We start from the raw sequence: 15,918 nt of genomic DNA, 5'->3' as shown, positions 1-15,918 counted from the left end.
GCCTGCGGCTAGCTTCCTAATTTGCTCTTTGATTTTCATTGAGTATATAAAGTGAGAATCTGTTGAGTTGTTGAAACTCAGCAGATTTTTATATGTGAAAGAAATTTCAAATTTTTTCTAAAAATATCTTGACAGATTAAGTTTTTAGGAGTAGAATGTTTACTAGTTAATTAAACAGTTAAGGAGTTGTTCATGAAGAAACAAAATTTATTTTTAGTCTTGTTAAGTGTCTTTCTTTTATTGCTAGGAGCCTGTAGTCAAAAGGAAAGCCAGACAGGAAAGGGGATGAAAATTGTGACCAGTTTTTATCCTATCTACGCTATGGTTAAGGAAGTATCTGGTGACTTGAATGATGTTCGGATGATTCAGTCAAGTAGTGGGATTCACTCCTTTGAACCTTCGGCAAATGACATCGCGGCCATCTATGATGCAGATGTCTTTGTTTACCATTCACATACGCTCGAATCTTGGGCAGGAAGTTTAGATCCCAATCTAAAAAAATCCAAAGTGAAGGTTTTAGAGGCTTCAGAGGGAATGACTTTAGACCGCGTCCCAGGGCTAGAAGATGTGGAAGCAGGGGATGGAGTTGATGAAAAAACGCTCTACGATCCTCATACTTGGCTAGATCCTGAAAAAGCTGGTGAAGAAGCTCAGATTATCGCTGATAAGCTTTCGGAGGCGGATAGTGAGCATAAAGAAACTTACCAAAAAAATGCGCAAGCCTTTATCAAAAAAGCTCAAGAATTGACTAAGAAATTCCAGCCTAAATTTGAAAAAGCGACTCAGAAAACATTTGTAACACAACATACAGCCTTTTCTTATTTAGCTAAGCGATTTGGACTCAATCAACTTGGTATTGCAGGTATCTCTCCGGAACAAGAACCAAGTCCAAGACAACTAACAGAAATTCAGGAATTTGTGAAAACCTATAAGGTTAAAACGATTTTTACAGAAAGTAACGCTTCTTCAAAAGTAGCTGAAACTCTTGTCAAATCAACAGGTGTAGGTCTTAAAACTCTGAATCCTTTAGAGGCAGACCCACAAAATGACAAGACCTATTTAGAAAATCTTGAAGAAAATATAAGTGTTCTAGCAGAAGAATTAAAGTGAGGAAAAAATGAAAATCAATAAAAAATATCTAGCAGGTTCAGTGGCAGTTCTTGCCCTAAGTGTTTGTTCCTATGAACTTGGTCGTTACCAAGCTGGTCAGGCTAAGAAAGAGTCTAATCGAGTTGCTTATATAGATGGTAATCAGGCTGGTCAAAAGGCAGAGAACTTAACACCAGATGAAGTCAGTAAGAGAGAGGGAATCAATGCTGAACAAATTGTTATCAAGATTACGGATCAAGGTTATGTGACTTCTCATGGAGACCATTATCATTACTATAATGGCAAGGTTCCTTATGATGCCATCATCAGTGAAGAGCTCCTCATGAAAGATTCGAATTATCAGTTGAAGGATTCAGACATTGTCAATGAAATCAAGGGTGGTTATGTCATTAAGGTAAACAGTAAATACTATGTTTACCTTAAAGATGCGACCCATGCGGATAATATTCGGACAAAAGAAGAGATTAAACGTCAGAAGCAGGAACATAGTAGTAATCACGGTGGCGGTTCAAACAATCAGGCGGTAGTTGCAGCCAGAGCCCAAGGACGTTATACAACGGATGATGGTTATATCTTTAATGCCTCTGATATCATTGAAGATACAGGCGATGCCTATATTGTTCCTCATGGCAATCACTTCCACTATATTCCTAAGAGTGATTTGTCTGCCAGTGAATTAGCTGCTGCCCAAGCCTTCTTATCTGGAAAAGGCGGTCAATTAAGTACGGTTGAATATCGTTCTAGCAGGGGAGAAACAAGATCTAGTGTGAGAACGAGTCCATCTGAAACTCCTCAAAATCTTACAACAACTCCTGAGAGTCAAAATGAGGATTTAGCTAGTCTCCTTCAAGAATTGTACGCTTTGCCACTTAGCCAACGTCATGTGGAGTCTGATGGATTAGTATTTGACCCAGCACAGATTACAAAACGTACTGCAAATGGTGTGGCAGTACCTCACGGAGATCATTTCCATTTCATTCCTTATTCGCAAATGTCTGCCTTGGAAGAAAAATTGGCTCGAAATCTACCAATTGGAGGTCAGCCAGTTCAAAAGCATTCTGATAATACGAAACCAAGCAGTCCTGCGAAACCAAGTTCAGCCATTAAAGCAAACTTTAATCTCAATACGCAGGCACCGAATAGAGCAACTGGAGGAGCCTATACAACGGATGATGGGTATGTCTTTAGTCCAACAGATGTGATTGAAGATACAGGTGACGCTTTTGTTGTACCGCATGGAAATCATTTTCACTATATTCCTAAGAGTGATTTGTCTGCAGGAGAATTGGCTGCAGCCCAAGCCTATTGGAATGGGAAGCAGGGGTCTCGTCCTTCTTCAAGTTCTAGTCATAATGCAAATCCAGCTCAACCAAGCTTGTCAGAGAACCACAATTTGACTGTCAGCCCAACTTATCATCAAAATCAAGGGGAAGACATTCCAAGCCTTTTACGTGAATTGTATGCTAAACCCTTATCAGAACGCCATGTAGAATCGGATGGACTAGTATTTGACCCGGCACAAATAACAAATCGTACAGCTAATGGTGTTGCTGTACCGCACGGAGACCATTATCACTTTATCCCTTATTCACAAATGTCACCTTTGGAAGAAAAATTGGCTCGTATGATAGCTATTAAGGGACAAAATGGTGCAGTCTTGCCGGGAATGAATTATTTGAAACCAGCACCAAAACCGCAAGCTCAACCATCAACTGAGAAAAAACAAACTGATTTTGCAGTAGAACAGGTTGTTAGAAAAGTTGGGGAAGGATATGTTGTGGAAATTGCTGGGGTCAGTCACTATGTTTTTGCTAAAGACTTGGCTAAGGATAAGATTGATGCTATTGAAAATCTCTTGTCTAAGAAAACTCAAGAGACACATGCTCTAGTTGCTAAAAAAGAAAATGTCGCTTCTCGTGACCAAGAATTTTATGATAAAGCCTACAATCTGTTAACCCAGGCTCATAAAGCCTTGTCTGAAAATAAAGGTCGCGTTTCTGATTTCCAAACTTTAGACAAATTAGCAGAGCGCTTGAATGATGAATCTTCTAATAAAGTAAAATTGGTAGATGATTTATTGGCATTCCTAGCACCAATTACCCATCCAGAGCGACTTGGCAAACCAAATGCTCAAATTGCCTATACAGACGATGAAATTAAATTAGCGAAATTAGCAGGTAAATATACAACAGAGGATGGCTATATCTTTGATGAGCATGATATTGAAAGTGATGAAGGAAATGCCTACGTCACTCCACACTTGAACCATAGCCACTGGATTAAAAAAGACAGCTTATCTGAAGCTGAAAGAGCAGCAGCTCAGGCTTATGCTAAAGAAAAAGGCTTACAAGCTCCAAATTCTACTGAAGCAACAGAAGCAAAACCAGAGGCAACAGGGACAGAAGCTATCTATAACCGCGTAAAAGCTGAGAAAAAGGTACCATTAGAAAAAATACCGAATCATTTACAGTATACTGTAGCTGTACAAAATGGTCACTTTATAATTCCTCACTTTGATCACTATCATAATCTTAAGTTTGCATGGTTTGATGAAGGACTTTACTCAGCTCCTGAAGGCTATACCTTAGAAGATTTATTTGCGACAGTGAAATACTACGTTGAACATCCTGACCAACGTCCTCATTCAGATAATGGTTGGGGTAATGCTAGCGACCATGTTCGTAAAAATAAGGCAGACCAAAACGGTAAACCTGATGAAGATAAGGAACATGATGAAGTAAGTGAGCCAACTCATTCTGAATCTGATGAAAAAGAGAATCACGCTGGTTTAAATCCTTCAGCAGATAATCTTTATAGACCAAGCACTGATGCGGAAGAGACAGAGGAAGAAGCTGAAGATACTACAGATGAGGATGAAGTTCCACAAGTAGAGCGTTCTGTTATTGACGTTAAGATAGCAGAGGCGGAGACCTTGCTAGAAAAAGTAACAGATTCTCGTACTCGCCAAAATGCTATGGAGACATTGTCTGGTCTAAACAGCAGTCTTCTTTTCGGAACGAAAGACAGTAACACTATTTCAGCAGAATTAGATAGGCTCTTGGCTTTGTTAAAAGAGAGTCAACCGACTCCTATACAGTAGTAAAAAGAATGAAGCATATTTTATGGAGAAGTAACCTTTCGTGTTGCTTCTCTTTTTTGGAAAAAAGTAACAGAAACTTGACAGAAGTATAATAGATTGAATCTAGAATAGTACACCTTGACTTCTAAAATATTGTTAGAAATTGATTTGACTGTCCTGATCAATTTGTCCTATTCTTATTTCATTTCTCTATAATTTTAAATAGTAAACTATTTACTGGTTAATTAAATGGTTAAATAAGCGGTTTAGAAAAATTGTTTAACCGAGAAAAAAGAAGTTAAGAAAAAGCTTCATCATTTATTGAAATGAGGGATTTATGAAATTCAGTAAAAAATATATAGCAGCTGGATCAGCTGTTATCGTATCCTTGAGTCTATGTGCCTATGCACTAAACCAGCATCGTTCGCAGGAAAATAAGGACAATAATCGTGTCTCTTATGTGGATGGCAGCCAGTCAAGTCAGAAAAGTGAAAACTTGACACCAGACCAGGTTAGCCAGAAAGAAGGAATTCAGGCTGAGCAAATTGTAATCAAAATTACAGATCAGGGCTATGTAACGTCACACGGTGACCACTATCATTACTATAATGGGAAAGTTCCTTATGATGCCCTCTTTAGTGAAGAACTCTTGATGAAGGATCCAAACTATCAACTTAAAGACGCTGATATTGTCAATGAAGTCAAGGGTGGTTGTATCATCAAGGTCGATGGAAAATATTATGTCTACCTGAAAGATGTAGCTCATGCTGATAATGTTCGAACCAAAGATGAAATCAATCGTCAAAAACAAGAACATGTCAAAGATAATGAGAAGGTTAACTCTAATGTTGCTGTAGCAAGGTCTCAGGGACGATATACGACAAATGATGGCTATGTCTTTAATCCAGCTGATATTATCGAAGATACGGGTAATGCTTATATCGTTCCTCATGGAGGTCACTATCACTACATTCCCAAAAGCGATTTATCTGCTAGTGAATTAGCAGCAGCTAAAGCACATCTGGCTGGAAAAAATATGAACCGAGTCAGTTAAGCTATTCTTCAACAGCTAGTGACAATAACACGCAATCTGTAGTAAAAGGATCAACTAGCAAGCCAGCAAATAAATCTGAAAATCTCCAGAGTCTTTTGAAGGAACTCTATGATTCACCTAGCGCCCAACGTTACAGTGAATCAGATGGCTTGGTCTTTGACCCTGCTAAGATTATCAGTCTTACACCAAATGGAGTTGCGATTCCGCATGGCGACCATTACCACTTTATTCCTTACAGCAAGCTTTCTGCCTTAGAAGAAAAGATTGCCAGAATGGTGTCTATCAGTGGAACTGGTTCTACAGTTTCTACAAATGAAGTAGTGTCTAGTCTAGGCAGTCTTTCAAGCAATCCTTCTTCTTTAACGACAAGTAAGGAGCTCTCTTCAGTATCTGATGGTTATATTTTTAATCCAAAAGATATCATTGAAGAAACGGCTATAGTTTATATTGTAAGACATGGTGATCATTTCCATTACATTCCAAAATCAAATCAAATTGGGCAACCGACTCTTCCAAACAATAGTCTAGCAACACCTTCTCCATCTCTTCCAATCAATCCAGGAACTTCACATGAGAAACATGAAGAAGATGGATACGGATTTGATGCTAATCGTATTATCGCTGAAGATGAATCAGGTTTTGTCATGAGTCATGGAGACCACAATCACTACATCAAGGTTCAAACTAAGGGCTATGAAGTAGCCTTGAAAAACAAAATTCCAGCCCTGAAATCCAACTATCAGCCTGGGGCCTTTGATGAGAAAACAGTTTTAGCAAAAGTAGATCAACTTCTTGCTGAAAGTCGAAACGTCTATAAAGACGATCCAATCAAACAAAGACAGATTGAGTTAGTTTTAGGTCAGTTTACTGAAAATATGAAGAAACTAGCAACTAACTAACTCTACAGCAGGTTATCTAAAAACACTTGACCTCTTTGATAAGCAATATATCCATATTGATGAAAGTGTCAAACCTGTTGAAACAAGTGCTTTAGATAAGAAATATCAGGCCTTGATTGATAAAATCAATACGCTAGATACAGATACTTATGGACTTCCTAAGAAAGACCTTCTCGTTCGACTCCAGGAAGCTAAGTTGGCTAAAGATGAGGCTGCTTTAGCAGCGGTTGAATCACAACTTCAAGCTCTTCAAGACTTTAATGACCGTACTGGTGATACAACAGTGGAATACATCAAGTACTTCTATGAGCATGTAAACGATGGTCGTTTAAGTGATGAGCTTCGTAATAAAGTAGCTAATTTGACTTTTACTTTATATCAATCTCAATCCTTCCGTAAGGCTGTGGACTTGAATAAACTGTTCCCAAGCATTTACCAAACAAAACAAGAAGTAGAAGAGGCTTTGAAAAATCAGCCAGCTACTGCAAAAGTAAATGAAACAGTTTTAGATAAAGAAAAAGTTGATAACCAATCTGCTAAGCAAGCGATTTATGAATTTTTGAAAGATCTTTATCCTGATCTTAAAAAAGAAGAATATGTCAATCATGTCAGCAAGGAAGAAGTAGAAAGTCTTTTGAACAAGGCAAATCAACTCTTGGAACAAATCCATGAAGAAGGAATCAGACAATCCTTGGCAGAAGAAGTAGAAAATCTAAAAGCTGCCACAAACAAGGCTGATGCAGACTTGGATGAAGTAAACAGTCAGGTAAAAGATGTTTTGACTCGTATCGCTAGCGCCCTTCAACAAGAAAAGGAAAATGCTGAGCAAGATTCTCAGACACTTGTACTCTATCAAAAACTCTACGATATTCTCATGTCGCTTCACTCTTATTTAGAAAGTAATAATGGTTCTGATGAGGACTTTGATAAAGTGGATGCATTACTAGATCAACTTTCTGCTAAGAGTAAAGACAAAGCAGCTTTACTTGAATTGACAAAAGCTATTCTAGTTTTGAATCACCAAATCCAGTCAAAAGCTAGCGCAAGTGAAGAAACAAGTCCAGCAAGAAATGCTGAAGCAAATGGTGATAACACCAGTGCTGAGAACCAACCAAACGCAACTACAGAATCTAACAGCGAAACTGCTAGCGACGAAAACAAAGCAAGCAACACAAGAGATTCTAAACCTGCTGAATTAACTTCAGAAAAGGGATCAACTGAATCTACAACAAGCACTGGTAATCAAGAAAAAGCAGTAGAATAAACAGAAAGGCGAAGTAGCTGAGCCACCTCGTCTTTTTAGCCTTTATAAGCTACGATGCCAATGATGGTATCAACTGCACGTTCCATAGTCTGAAGGCTAACGTATTCAAAACGTCCGTGCATATTTTCGCCACCTGCAAAGATATTCGGAGTTGGGATTCCCATAAAGGAAATCTTAGAGCCGTCTGTTCCACCCCGGATTGGTTCGATAATAGGCGTGATACCTAGATCTTCCATAACGGCTTTAGCAACGGTAATTGGAGTCATATCTTTTTCAATGACTTCTTTCATATTGTAGTACTGGTCTGTCAAGTTGAGAGTGACACGGTTGCTCCCAAGTTCTTGATTCATCTTATCAGCGATAGATTGCATGGATGCTTTACGCGCTTCAAAGGCATCTTTTTCAAAATCACGAATGATGTAGCTTGCACGCGCCTCCTCAACACTACCTGTCACATCCATTAGATGGTAAAAACCTTGGTAACCTTCAGTTAACTCAGGTCGGTCATTTTCTGGAAGTTGATTATGAAAATCAATTGCTAGCTGAAGGGCATTGACCATCTGCCCTTTGGCAGTACCAGGGTGGACATTACGGCCTTGGAAATGCAATTCAGCACCAGCGGCTGAGAAAGTCTCGTACTGAAGTTCACCTAGTGGACCACCATCAACAGTGTAGGCAAAATCCACATCAAAATCTTCTGCATCAAATTTATTAGCACCAACACCGATTTCCTCATCTGGACCAAAACCAACACGAATCTCACAGTGTTTGATTTCAGGATGAGCAGTCAGATATTCAATAGCTGTCATAATCTCAGCAATACCAGACTTGTCATCAGCACCTAGCAAGGTTGTTCCATCAGTTGTAATGAGCGTTTGGCCTGGATATTTCTCAAGACTCTTGAAGTCGGCTGGATCCAGTTTAAAACCAGAATTTCCAAGTTCAATCACACCACCATCGTAGTTTTCAATTACCTGTGGATTGACTCCTTCAGCATTAAAATCAGCAGTATCCATGTGGGAGATGAAGCCAATCTTACGTGTTAAAGATGGATCATTGGCTGGCAAGGTTCCAATAGCAAAACCATTCGGTAGATAGTAAACATTTTGCAGTCCAACACGTTTCATTTCAGGAATTAGGACATTTGTTGCGAAGTCAACCTGACTCTGTGTACTTGGAGTAGTAGTAGAGTGTTCATCAGAGCGCGTGTTGACCTTAACGTAGGTTAAGAAGCGGTCCAAGAGATTTGGATAAGTCATAAAAAACTCCTTTTGAATTTATTTTTTCCATTGTATCATAGAAAGAAGAGAAAAACAAAAGACAGAAGTTAGGGCAATCTGCTATGTTAGCGTTTACTTATCAGTGGATTCATGATAAAATAAACTTGATAAAAACATCACAAGGAAGCGATTATGAAAAAAGCAATTTTAATGATGACCTTCGGTTCGCCAGAAGAGATTACCTTTGAAGGTGTAGCTGATTTTTTCACAAATATTCGTCGTGGAGTGAGACCTCAAGACCACGAGATTCAGACTCTCTATGATAATTATGTACGAATTGGAGGCACGCCTCTGCAAAAAATTACCCGTCAAGAGGTTGCCTTGGTAGAAGCTAGGCTGGGGAATGAATACAGTGTCTACTTTGCTAATAAGTTTTCCAGTCCCTTTATTCCAGATGTGATCGGTCAAATGGAAGCAGACGGAATTGAACAGTGTATTTGTTTGATTTTGGAGCCTCATTATTCTTTCTACTCTGTCATGGGCTATGAAAAATTTTTAGAAAGCAAACAAATTCAATTTTTGGTCATTAAGGACTGGTATCAGGAAGAAGCACTTTTAAACTATTGGGCAGATGAAATTGCTAAAATTTTAAAAGAAGAAGTAAAGCAGGATAGCTTTAAAGTCATCTTTTCAGCCCATAGTGTGCCCATTTTTGCCTTGGATTTTGGAGATCCTTATATCGATCAAATTTTCGAAAATAGCAAGTTAGTTGCTGAAAAACTAGGTTTGAGTTCCGATCAATATACAAATACCTGGCAAAGTGAGAGTGATATTGGGATTCCATGGATTAAGCCAGATGTTTTGGAGTATCTCAGAGAACAGACAGAACATCCAGACCATTATATTTTTGTTCCAATCAGCTTTATCAGTGAGCACATTGAAGTCTTGTTTGATAATGATGTGGAATGTTATGACTTGTGTCAGGAATTTGGGGTAAACTACCATCGTCCACCAATGCCAAATACAGATTCTCGCTTGATTGATGCCTTGGTCAATACAGTTAGAGCCAATGAACATCAAGAGTTTAAGGAATTTCTCCCAGAAGAAGAGACCTTTGATGAGTTAGTTCCTTCAGACGAGACGAAAAACATTTTGGCTGAATCTCAAGATTTACAAATGCCGGAATTTGTGAAAAAACTGATTGAGAAAAAAGGGCGGGAGAATGTTAAGATGCCTTATCTTATCAAGAAGATGCTAGAAAAAGCAGGCAAGTTGCCCAAAGAGTAAAGAAAAAGGATTTAGCTTTGTGCTAGATCCTTTTAATCGATTATTTTTTCTCAAGAAGGGCTTTGATTTCTTGAAGGACTTCCAATTCGGTTGGTTTTTTTTCGTCAGTTTTTTCTTCCTTTATACCAGTCAGTTTCTGTGCTTTTTCAATACCCTTGATAATAAAGAAGAGGGCGGTACCCACAAAGATAAAATTGATAATAGCACTTAAAAAGTTACCATAGCCGACTCCATGCCAAGAAAGTTGAGCGATACGTTCGACTTTAGCAGCTTTCAAAGCGGGATTTAAAATAAGAGGAGTGATAATGTCGTTTACAAGTGAAGTAACGATAGCACCAAAAGCAGAGGCAATGACAACACCGACAGCAAGGTCAATAACATTTCCTCGAAGCAAGAACGATTTTAGATTTTTTAACATACTGTTTTCCTTTCAATGTTTCGTGTTTCATTGTATCCTAAATCATTATAGAAGGCAATTAAAAGGCTCATAAATGGAGCATTATTTTCTAAAAATATAGATCTTGCTCAAGATATAATTGATGATAATAATGAGTATTTGTGCAATTATTGTTTCAATTGCATTTACCTTATCAGGATTTTCGTTTACAAATTGCCCTATGATATGAGGGAATTGAGTTACAAAGAGAAAAGTTAAAAACAAGTCTAACAGAAAAGTAGAAAGGCGGGCAAGAAAAAATTTCACTAAACGGATAAGCCGATTCTTCCTTGCTTGCTTAAATACAAGCCTATCATTTGTGATAAAGGCAAATAGGATACCAAATATATTTGCCAAGGCCGTAGCAAGAAGTTCCTGATGAGTTAGTTGATAAATGACCAATCGCGAGAGAATCGAAACTAGAGTTGTTGCAAGGCCAAAAAAGAGATAGGCTAAGATTTCATTGTTAAAAAATTTTTGAATAGGTTTTTTCATGCTTTAAGTATAGCATAAAGCAGGCTATTGTGCTATACTAGTAAGGTTGAATAAAGCAACCCTTGGTGCTTAGCTTCTTTCACCAAGCATATTACACGCGGATAACCGCCAAAGGAGAAAAAATGAAAAAATTAACTATTCGTGATGTTGCAGATATTGCAATCGTTGCTGCTATTTATGTCGTTTTGACTGTCACACCGCCCCTAAATGCCATCAGCTATGGTGCTTATCAGTTTCGTATTTCAGAAATGATGAACTTTATGGCTTTTTACAATCCCAAGTACATCATCGGAGTTACTATCGGTTGTATGATTGCTAATTTCTTTAGCTTCGGACTACTAGATGTCTTTGTTGGTGGCGGATCAACCTTGGTATTCCTCAGTTTAGGTGTTTGGCTTTTTGCAAAATATAGCAAGGATTACCTCTTTAACGGATTGATTCGAAAAGATCATTTCTTCTTTTCAATCCTCTTTTCAATTTCCATGTTTACCATCGCTGCAGAGTTAAATATTGTAGCAGAATTACCATTTTTCCTTACTTGGTTTACAACAGGAATTGGTGAATTTGCCTCATTGATTATTGGAGCGATTATCATTGGTAAAATTGGTCGTCGAATCGATTTAAGCAAATAGAACAGGACAAGCTAGGTAGCCTTTACCTGGCTTTTTCTTATGGAAAATTTCTAAGAAAACTTGACAAGTTTTTCTGATTATAGTATACTTACTTAAGTAAGCTGATTTAGCTCAGTTGGCAGAGCGCATCCATGGTAAGGATGAGGTCGCCGGTTCAATCCCGGCAATTAGCATGATATGTATAGGGAAACTCTTGAATACGAGAGTTTTTTGTTATACTCGATCGAAAAAATTTCTTATTGACAAAATCAAGTATCTCTAGTAATATAGAATATGCGATGAGTCGATAGGTAGTCTTCGGACTACTATTGAGCATAAGGAGGTCATAACGCAGGAGCGGACCTTGATGAGTTGTGTGAACCTGCTTATCACATGAAGATGCCTCTTAGTCCTTGGTCTAGCGACTGGGGATTTTTATTTTTCAAAAAATGATAAAAAAGCTTTGCAATTCATGGAAAAAGTAGTATAATACTTCTATTATAGAAATTTTTAGAAAATTCCGAAAGAGGTTATTTATGGGATATACAGTTGCTGTAGTCGGCGCGACAGGTGCTGTCGGTGCTCAGATGATAAAAATGTTGGAAGAATCAACACTTCCAATCGATAAAATTCGTTTACTTGCTTCTGCACGTTCAGCAGGCAAGACTTTGAAATTTAAAGACCAAGATATTACGATTGAAGAAACGACTGAGACAGCTTTTGAGGGAGTTGATATTGCTCTCTTTTCAGCAGGTGGTTCGACATCAGCTAAGTATGCACCATACGCAGTTAAAGCTGGAGCGGTAGTAGTAGATAATACATCTTACTTCCGTCAAAATCCAGACGTTCCTTTGGTTGTTCCAGAGGTCAATGCTCACGCACTTGATGCCCACAATGGGATCATTGCCTGCCCTAACTGTTCAACAATTCAAATGATGGTGGCTCTTGAGCCAGTTCGCCAAAAATGGGGCTTGGACCGTATCATTGTTTCAACCTACCAAGCAGTTTCAGGTGCTGGTATGGGAGCAATTCTTGAGACACAACGTGAACTTCGTGAAGTCTTGAATGATGGTGTAAACCCACGTGATTTGCATGCGGAAATCTTGCCTTCAGGTGGTGATAAGAAACATTATCCTATCGCTTTTAATGCTCTTCCACAAATCGATGTCTTCACTGACAATGATTACACTTACGAAGAGATGAAGATGACCAAGGAAACTAAGAAAATCATGGAAGATGATAGCATTGCAGTATCTGCAACATGTGTTCGTATTCCAGTCTTGTCAGCTCACTCTGAGTCAGTTTATATCGAAACAAAAGAAGTGGCTCCAATCGAAGAAGTAAAAGCAGCTATCGCAGCCTTCCCAGGCGCTGTTCTTGAAGATGATGTAGCTCATCAAATCTATCCTCAAGCTATCAATGCAGTTGGTTCACGTGATACCTTTGTTGGTCGTATCCGTAAAGACTTGGATGCTGAAAAAGGAATTCACATGTGGATTGTTTCAGACAACCTTCTCAAAGGTGCTGCTTGGAACTCAGTTCAGATTGCTGAAACTCTCCACGAACGTGGATTGGTTCGTCCAACTGCCGAATTGAAATTTGAATTAAAATAGTCATATCGTTTAGGAGTTCAGATGAACTCCTTCTTTGAAATAGAGAGGTGTTTTCATGTCTTATCAAGATTTAAAAGAGTGTAAAATCATCACAGCCTTTATTACTCCCTTCCACGAGGATGGTTCCATCAACTTTGATGCTATTCCAGCCTTGATTGAGCATTTATTGGCCCATCATACGGATGGAATTCTTCTCGCAGGGACCACTGCTGAGAGTCCAACCTTGACCCACGATGAGGAGTTGGAACTCTTTGCGGCTGTACAAAAGATTGTCAATGGACGCGTTCCTTTGATTGCGGGTGTAGGTACTAATGATACGCGTGACTCTATTGAGTTTGTCAAAGAAGTAGCGGAATTTGGCGGTTTTGCTGCTGGACTTGCTATTGTACCTTACTATAACAAACCTTCTCAAGAAGGGATGTATCAGCACTTTAAAGCCATTGCAGATGCTTCGGATCTACCAATTATCATCTATAACATTCCAGGTCGTGTGGTTGTCGAATTGACTCCAGAAACCATGCTTCGCTTGGCTGATCATCCAAATATTATCGGTGTCAAAGAATGTACTAGCTTGGCTAATATGGCTTACTTGATTGAGCACAAACCAGAAGAGTTCTTGGTCTATACTGGTGAGGATGGAGATGCTTTCCATGCCATGAATCTTGGTGCGGATGGGGTTATTTCTGTTGCCTCTCATACAAATGGAGATGAGATGCACGAGATGTTTACTGCTATTGCAGAAAGCGATATGAAGAAAGCTGCAGCTATTCAACGTAAATTCATTCCTAAGGTCAATGCCCTCTTCTCTTATCCAAGTCCTGCTCCTGTCAAGGCAGTTCTTAACTATATGGGATTTGCAGCTGGACCAACTCGTCTACCTCTTGTTCCAGCACCAGAAGAAGATGCCAAACGCATTATCAAGGTTGTTGTAGATGGCGACTACGAAGCGACTAAGGCAACTGTAACAGGTGTCTTAAGACCAGATTACTAATAAGACAATAAAATCCATGACCGCACGAACGATAATGGATTTTTCTTATTTTCCTAAACAGAATTGGCTAAAAAGTTGGGTAATGAGTTCATCTGGTGCAGCATCCCCAGTGATTTCTCCGAGGATTTCCCAAGTACGAGTCAAGTCAACTTGAAGCAAGTCAACTGGCATCCCCAGTTCAAGACCTTGGTTAACAGCTTGTAGGCTTTCAACTGCTTTTTCAATCAAGGAAATATGACGGGCGTTGGACAAGTAGGTTGCATCTTGCTCGACTAGACCAGCATTTTCAAAGAAGAGGTTGTTGATTCTCTCTTCGATTTTATCGATGTTTTGATTTTTAAGAACTGAAATGCGGATGACATCTTCAGGGAGTTCCGAAGTTTCAATTGTTTCTGGCAAGTCGGTTTTATTAAGTAGAATAATGCGATTGGTATCTTGGCTAATTTCAAGAAGTTGTCTGTCTTGCGCAGTCAGTGATTCACTGGCATTTAGCACCAGTAGAACCAAGTCAGCTTCTTTGAGGGCTTTTTTCGAACGCTCAACTCCGATTTGTTCCACGATGTCATCCGTTTCACGGATACCAGCTGTATCAATCAATTTGAGAGGGACACCGTTGATGTTGACGTATTCTTCGATGACATCTCGAGTAGTACCAGCAATATCTGTAACGATAGCCTTGTCCTCACGCAAGAGGTTGTTGAGGAGGCTAGATTTCCCAACGTTGGGGCGTCCGATGATGGCTGTGGAAATTCCTTCACGAAGGATTTTACCACGACGGGCTGTTCTAAGGAGATTGGTTAGTAATTGCTCAAACTCTATTGTCTTCTCACGGACAACAGCAGTAGTCGCTTCTTCAACATCGTCATACTCAGGATAGTCGATATTAACCTCAACTTGGGCAAGTGTGTTAAGGATTTCTTGACGGGTATTGTTAATGAGGTCAGAAAGGGAGCCGTCTAATTGCTTAACTGCAATGTTCATGGCCTTGTCAGTCTTTGCACGGATGATATCCATGACCGCCTCAGCCTGGGTCAAGTCCACACGTCCATTTAGGAAGGCACGTTTGGTAAATTCACCAGGTTCTGCCAATCGAGCTCCTTCACGGATAGCTAGCTGGAGAATCTCATTGGTCACCGCAATCCCACCGTGGGTGTTAATCTCGATAATATCCTCACGAGTGAAGGTCTTTGGAGACTTCATAGCTCCAACCATAACCTCGTCCATGACTTTTCCTGTCTGAGGGTCAACGATGTGACCGTAGTTGAGAGTGTGACTAGCAACCTGACTCAAGTCTTTCCCTTTGAAAATTTTTTGCGCAATTGCAAAACTTTCTGTTCCGCTCAAGCGGACAATACCAATAGCTCCTTCACCTAGTGGAGTAGAGATGGCAGCGATGGTATCAAATTCACGTGTAATCATAATATTTCCTTTAATTAATAGCTCTTTTCTTGGAAATTTTTCCAAGTCTCTTTTCAAATTGTAACAAATTTGAACTATTTCTTCAATGGATGCCACTTGGAGATTGAAAAAGCCTAAGCAATTCTGCTTAAGCTAGCTTATTTGGTGCGCATTTCTCCTTGTGGGAAGTAAGTTCCTTCTGGCATGTCGTTGATGATGACATGGACAGCAGATTGAGGGGCTCCAGTGTTGCGAACAACAGCTTCTGTTACTTCCTTAGCAAGAGCCTTCTTTTGCTCGAGCGTGCGTCCTTCAAATAAATCGATGCGTACAAATGGCATAATGGCTTCCTCCACTAGTTTTGATTTCTTCTATTTTACCACATTTTGCCGTTTAAAGCTTCAGAAAATTATGATATACTAGAATGTAGCAAAAATTTAGAAATGGACGTGAAGCAAGAA

At 39.3% G+C, this 15,918-nt stretch carries 12 protein-coding genes, 1 tRNA gene, 1 pseudogene and 1 riboswitch; of the genes and pseudogenes, 9 read left to right on the top strand and 5 right to left on the bottom strand.

What is annotated here, in order from left to right:
* The first annotated feature begins 192 nt into the window (after positions 1-192).
* The 4 genes and pseudogenes from adcAII (at position 193) to HT736_RS11525 (ending at position 7,406) form a co-directional block, all read left to right on the top strand.
* The gene (gene adcAII / locus HT736_RS00925; protein ID WP_000744536.1) at positions 193-1,110 is read left to right on the top strand and encodes a zinc-binding lipoprotein AdcAII; all 918 of its coding nucleotides are present in this window, start codon (positions 193-195) and stop codon (positions 1,108-1,110) included.
* Between the two features lie 7 nt (positions 1,111-1,117).
* Positions 1,118-4,210, top strand: a complete 3,093-nt coding sequence (locus HT736_RS00920) for a pneumococcal-type histidine triad protein (protein WP_172930657.1) — start codon at positions 1,118-1,120, stop codon at positions 4,208-4,210.
* A 316-nt stretch (positions 4,211-4,526) separates the two neighbouring features.
* A pseudogene (gene phtE / locus HT736_RS11530) lies at positions 4,527-5,914 on the top strand (pneumococcal histidine triad protein PhtE); the annotation flags it as partial.
* Positions 5,915-6,254: 340 nt separating this feature from the next.
* Positions 6,255-7,406 carry a hypothetical protein gene (locus HT736_RS11525; RefSeq protein ID WP_007284789.1) on the top strand — a complete coding sequence of 384 codons (1,152 nt, stop codon included), beginning with the start codon at positions 6,255-6,257 and terminating at the stop codon, positions 7,404-7,406.
* A 35-nt stretch (positions 7,407-7,441) separates the two neighbouring features.
* On the opposite strand, the gene pepT is transcribed toward HT736_RS11525, so the two are convergent.
* The gene (gene pepT / locus HT736_RS00910; protein WP_000222060.1) at positions 7,442-8,665 is read right to left on the bottom strand and encodes a peptidase T; all 1,224 of its coding nucleotides are present in this window, start codon (positions 8,663-8,665) and stop codon (positions 7,442-7,444) included.
* Between the two features lie 153 nt (positions 8,666-8,818).
* Between pepT and hemH the strand changes: the two genes are divergently transcribed.
* Positions 8,819-9,913, top strand: coding sequence for a ferrochelatase (hemH, locus tag HT736_RS00905; RefSeq protein WP_050222852.1), 1,095 nt, complete (start codon positions 8,819-8,821; stop codon positions 9,911-9,913).
* A 40-nt stretch (positions 9,914-9,953) separates the two neighbouring features.
* On the opposite strand, the gene mscL is transcribed toward hemH, so the two are convergent.
* Entirely contained in the window at positions 9,954-10,331 is a 378-nt protein-coding gene (gene mscL / locus HT736_RS00900; protein WP_000916792.1) for a large conductance mechanosensitive channel protein MscL, read from the bottom strand.
* 81 nt (positions 10,332-10,412) lie between these two features.
* Positions 10,413-10,844: a GtrA family protein gene (locus HT736_RS00895; protein WP_000743002.1), complete on the bottom strand. Its 432-nt coding sequence runs from the start codon at positions 10,842-10,844 to the stop codon at positions 10,413-10,415.
* 28 nt (positions 10,845-10,872) lie between these two features.
* Positions 10,873-10,969: riboswitch (PreQ1 riboswitch) on the top strand.
* Between HT736_RS00895 and HT736_RS00890 the strand changes: the two genes are divergently transcribed.
* The 4 genes from HT736_RS00890 to dapA all read left to right on the top strand — a co-directional run bounded on the left by HT736_RS00890 (position 10,967) and on the right by dapA (position 14,059).
* Positions 10,967-11,476, top strand: coding sequence for a QueT transporter family protein (locus tag HT736_RS00890; RefSeq protein ID WP_000737071.1), 510 nt, complete (start codon positions 10,967-10,969; stop codon positions 11,474-11,476). (Overlaps the previous riboswitch by 3 nt.)
* A gap of 100 nt (positions 11,477-11,576) precedes the next feature.
* Positions 11,577-11,649, top strand: a tRNA-Thr gene (locus tag HT736_RS00885).
* Positions 11,650-11,991: 342 nt separating this feature from the next.
* A complete protein-coding gene (locus HT736_RS00880; protein ID WP_054392865.1) occupies positions 11,992-13,068 on the top strand; it encodes an aspartate-semialdehyde dehydrogenase in 1,077 nt (358 codons plus the stop codon).
* Between the two features lie 55 nt (positions 13,069-13,123).
* Entirely contained in the window at positions 13,124-14,059 is a 936-nt protein-coding gene (dapA, locus tag HT736_RS00875; protein WP_000121607.1) for a 4-hydroxy-tetrahydrodipicolinate synthase, read from the top strand.
* A gap of 45 nt (positions 14,060-14,104) precedes the next feature.
* Here dapA and mnmE read toward each other — a convergent pair whose 3' ends face one another.
* Together mnmE and HT736_RS00865 are read right to left on the bottom strand one after the other, a co-directional pair.
* Positions 14,105-15,478 carry a tRNA uridine-5-carboxymethylaminomethyl(34) synthesis GTPase MnmE gene (mnmE, locus tag HT736_RS00870; RefSeq protein WP_054392866.1) on the bottom strand — a complete coding sequence of 458 codons (1,374 nt, stop codon included), beginning with the start codon at positions 15,476-15,478 and terminating at the stop codon, positions 14,105-14,107.
* Positions 15,479-15,615: 137 nt separating this feature from the next.
* Entirely contained in the window at positions 15,616-15,798 is a 183-nt protein-coding gene (locus HT736_RS00865) for a 4-oxalocrotonate tautomerase (protein ID WP_001117401.1), read from the bottom strand.
* Positions 15,799-15,918: the final 120 nt, after the last annotated feature.

Origin of the sequence: Streptococcus sp. 339 (assembly GCF_013277285.1) — a bacterium.
GTDB classification, from domain to species: Bacteria; Bacillota; Bacilli; order Lactobacillales; family Streptococcaceae; genus Streptococcus; species Streptococcus pseudopneumoniae.
The sequence above is the reverse complement of the archived record's forward strand: the minus strand, read 5'-3'. Positions and strand labels throughout refer to the sequence as shown.

Coding starts and splice junctions, on each gene's coding strand:
- adcAII (WP_000744536.1), top strand. CDS start 193: ATGAAGAAACAAAATTTATTTTTAGTCTTGTTAAGTGTCTTTCTTTTA.
- HT736_RS00920 (WP_172930657.1), top strand. CDS start 1,118: ATGAAAATCAATAAAAAATATCTAGCAGGTTCAGTGGCAGTTCTTGCC.
- pepT (WP_000222060.1), bottom strand. CDS start 8,665: ATGACTTATCCAAATCTCTTGGACCGCTTCTTAACCTACGTTAAGGTC.
- hemH (WP_050222852.1), top strand. CDS start 8,819: ATGAAAAAAGCAATTTTAATGATGACCTTCGGTTCGCCAGAAGAGATT.
- mscL (WP_000916792.1), bottom strand. CDS start 10,331: ATGTTAAAAAATCTAAAATCGTTCTTGCTTCGAGGAAATGTTATTGAC.
- HT736_RS00895 (WP_000743002.1), bottom strand. CDS start 10,844: ATGAAAAAACCTATTCAAAAATTTTTTAACAATGAAATCTTAGCCTAT.
- HT736_RS00890 (WP_000737071.1), top strand. CDS start 10,967: ATGAAAAAATTAACTATTCGTGATGTTGCAGATATTGCAATCGTTGCT.
- HT736_RS00880 (WP_054392865.1), top strand. CDS start 11,992: ATGGGATATACAGTTGCTGTAGTCGGCGCGACAGGTGCTGTCGGTGCT.
- dapA (WP_000121607.1), top strand. CDS start 13,124: ATGTCTTATCAAGATTTAAAAGAGTGTAAAATCATCACAGCCTTTATT.
- mnmE (WP_054392866.1), bottom strand. CDS start 15,478: ATGATTACACGTGAATTTGATACCATCGCTGCCATCTCTACTCCACTA.
- HT736_RS00865 (WP_001117401.1), bottom strand. CDS start 15,798: ATGCCATTTGTACGCATCGATTTATTTGAAGGACGCACGCTCGAGCAA.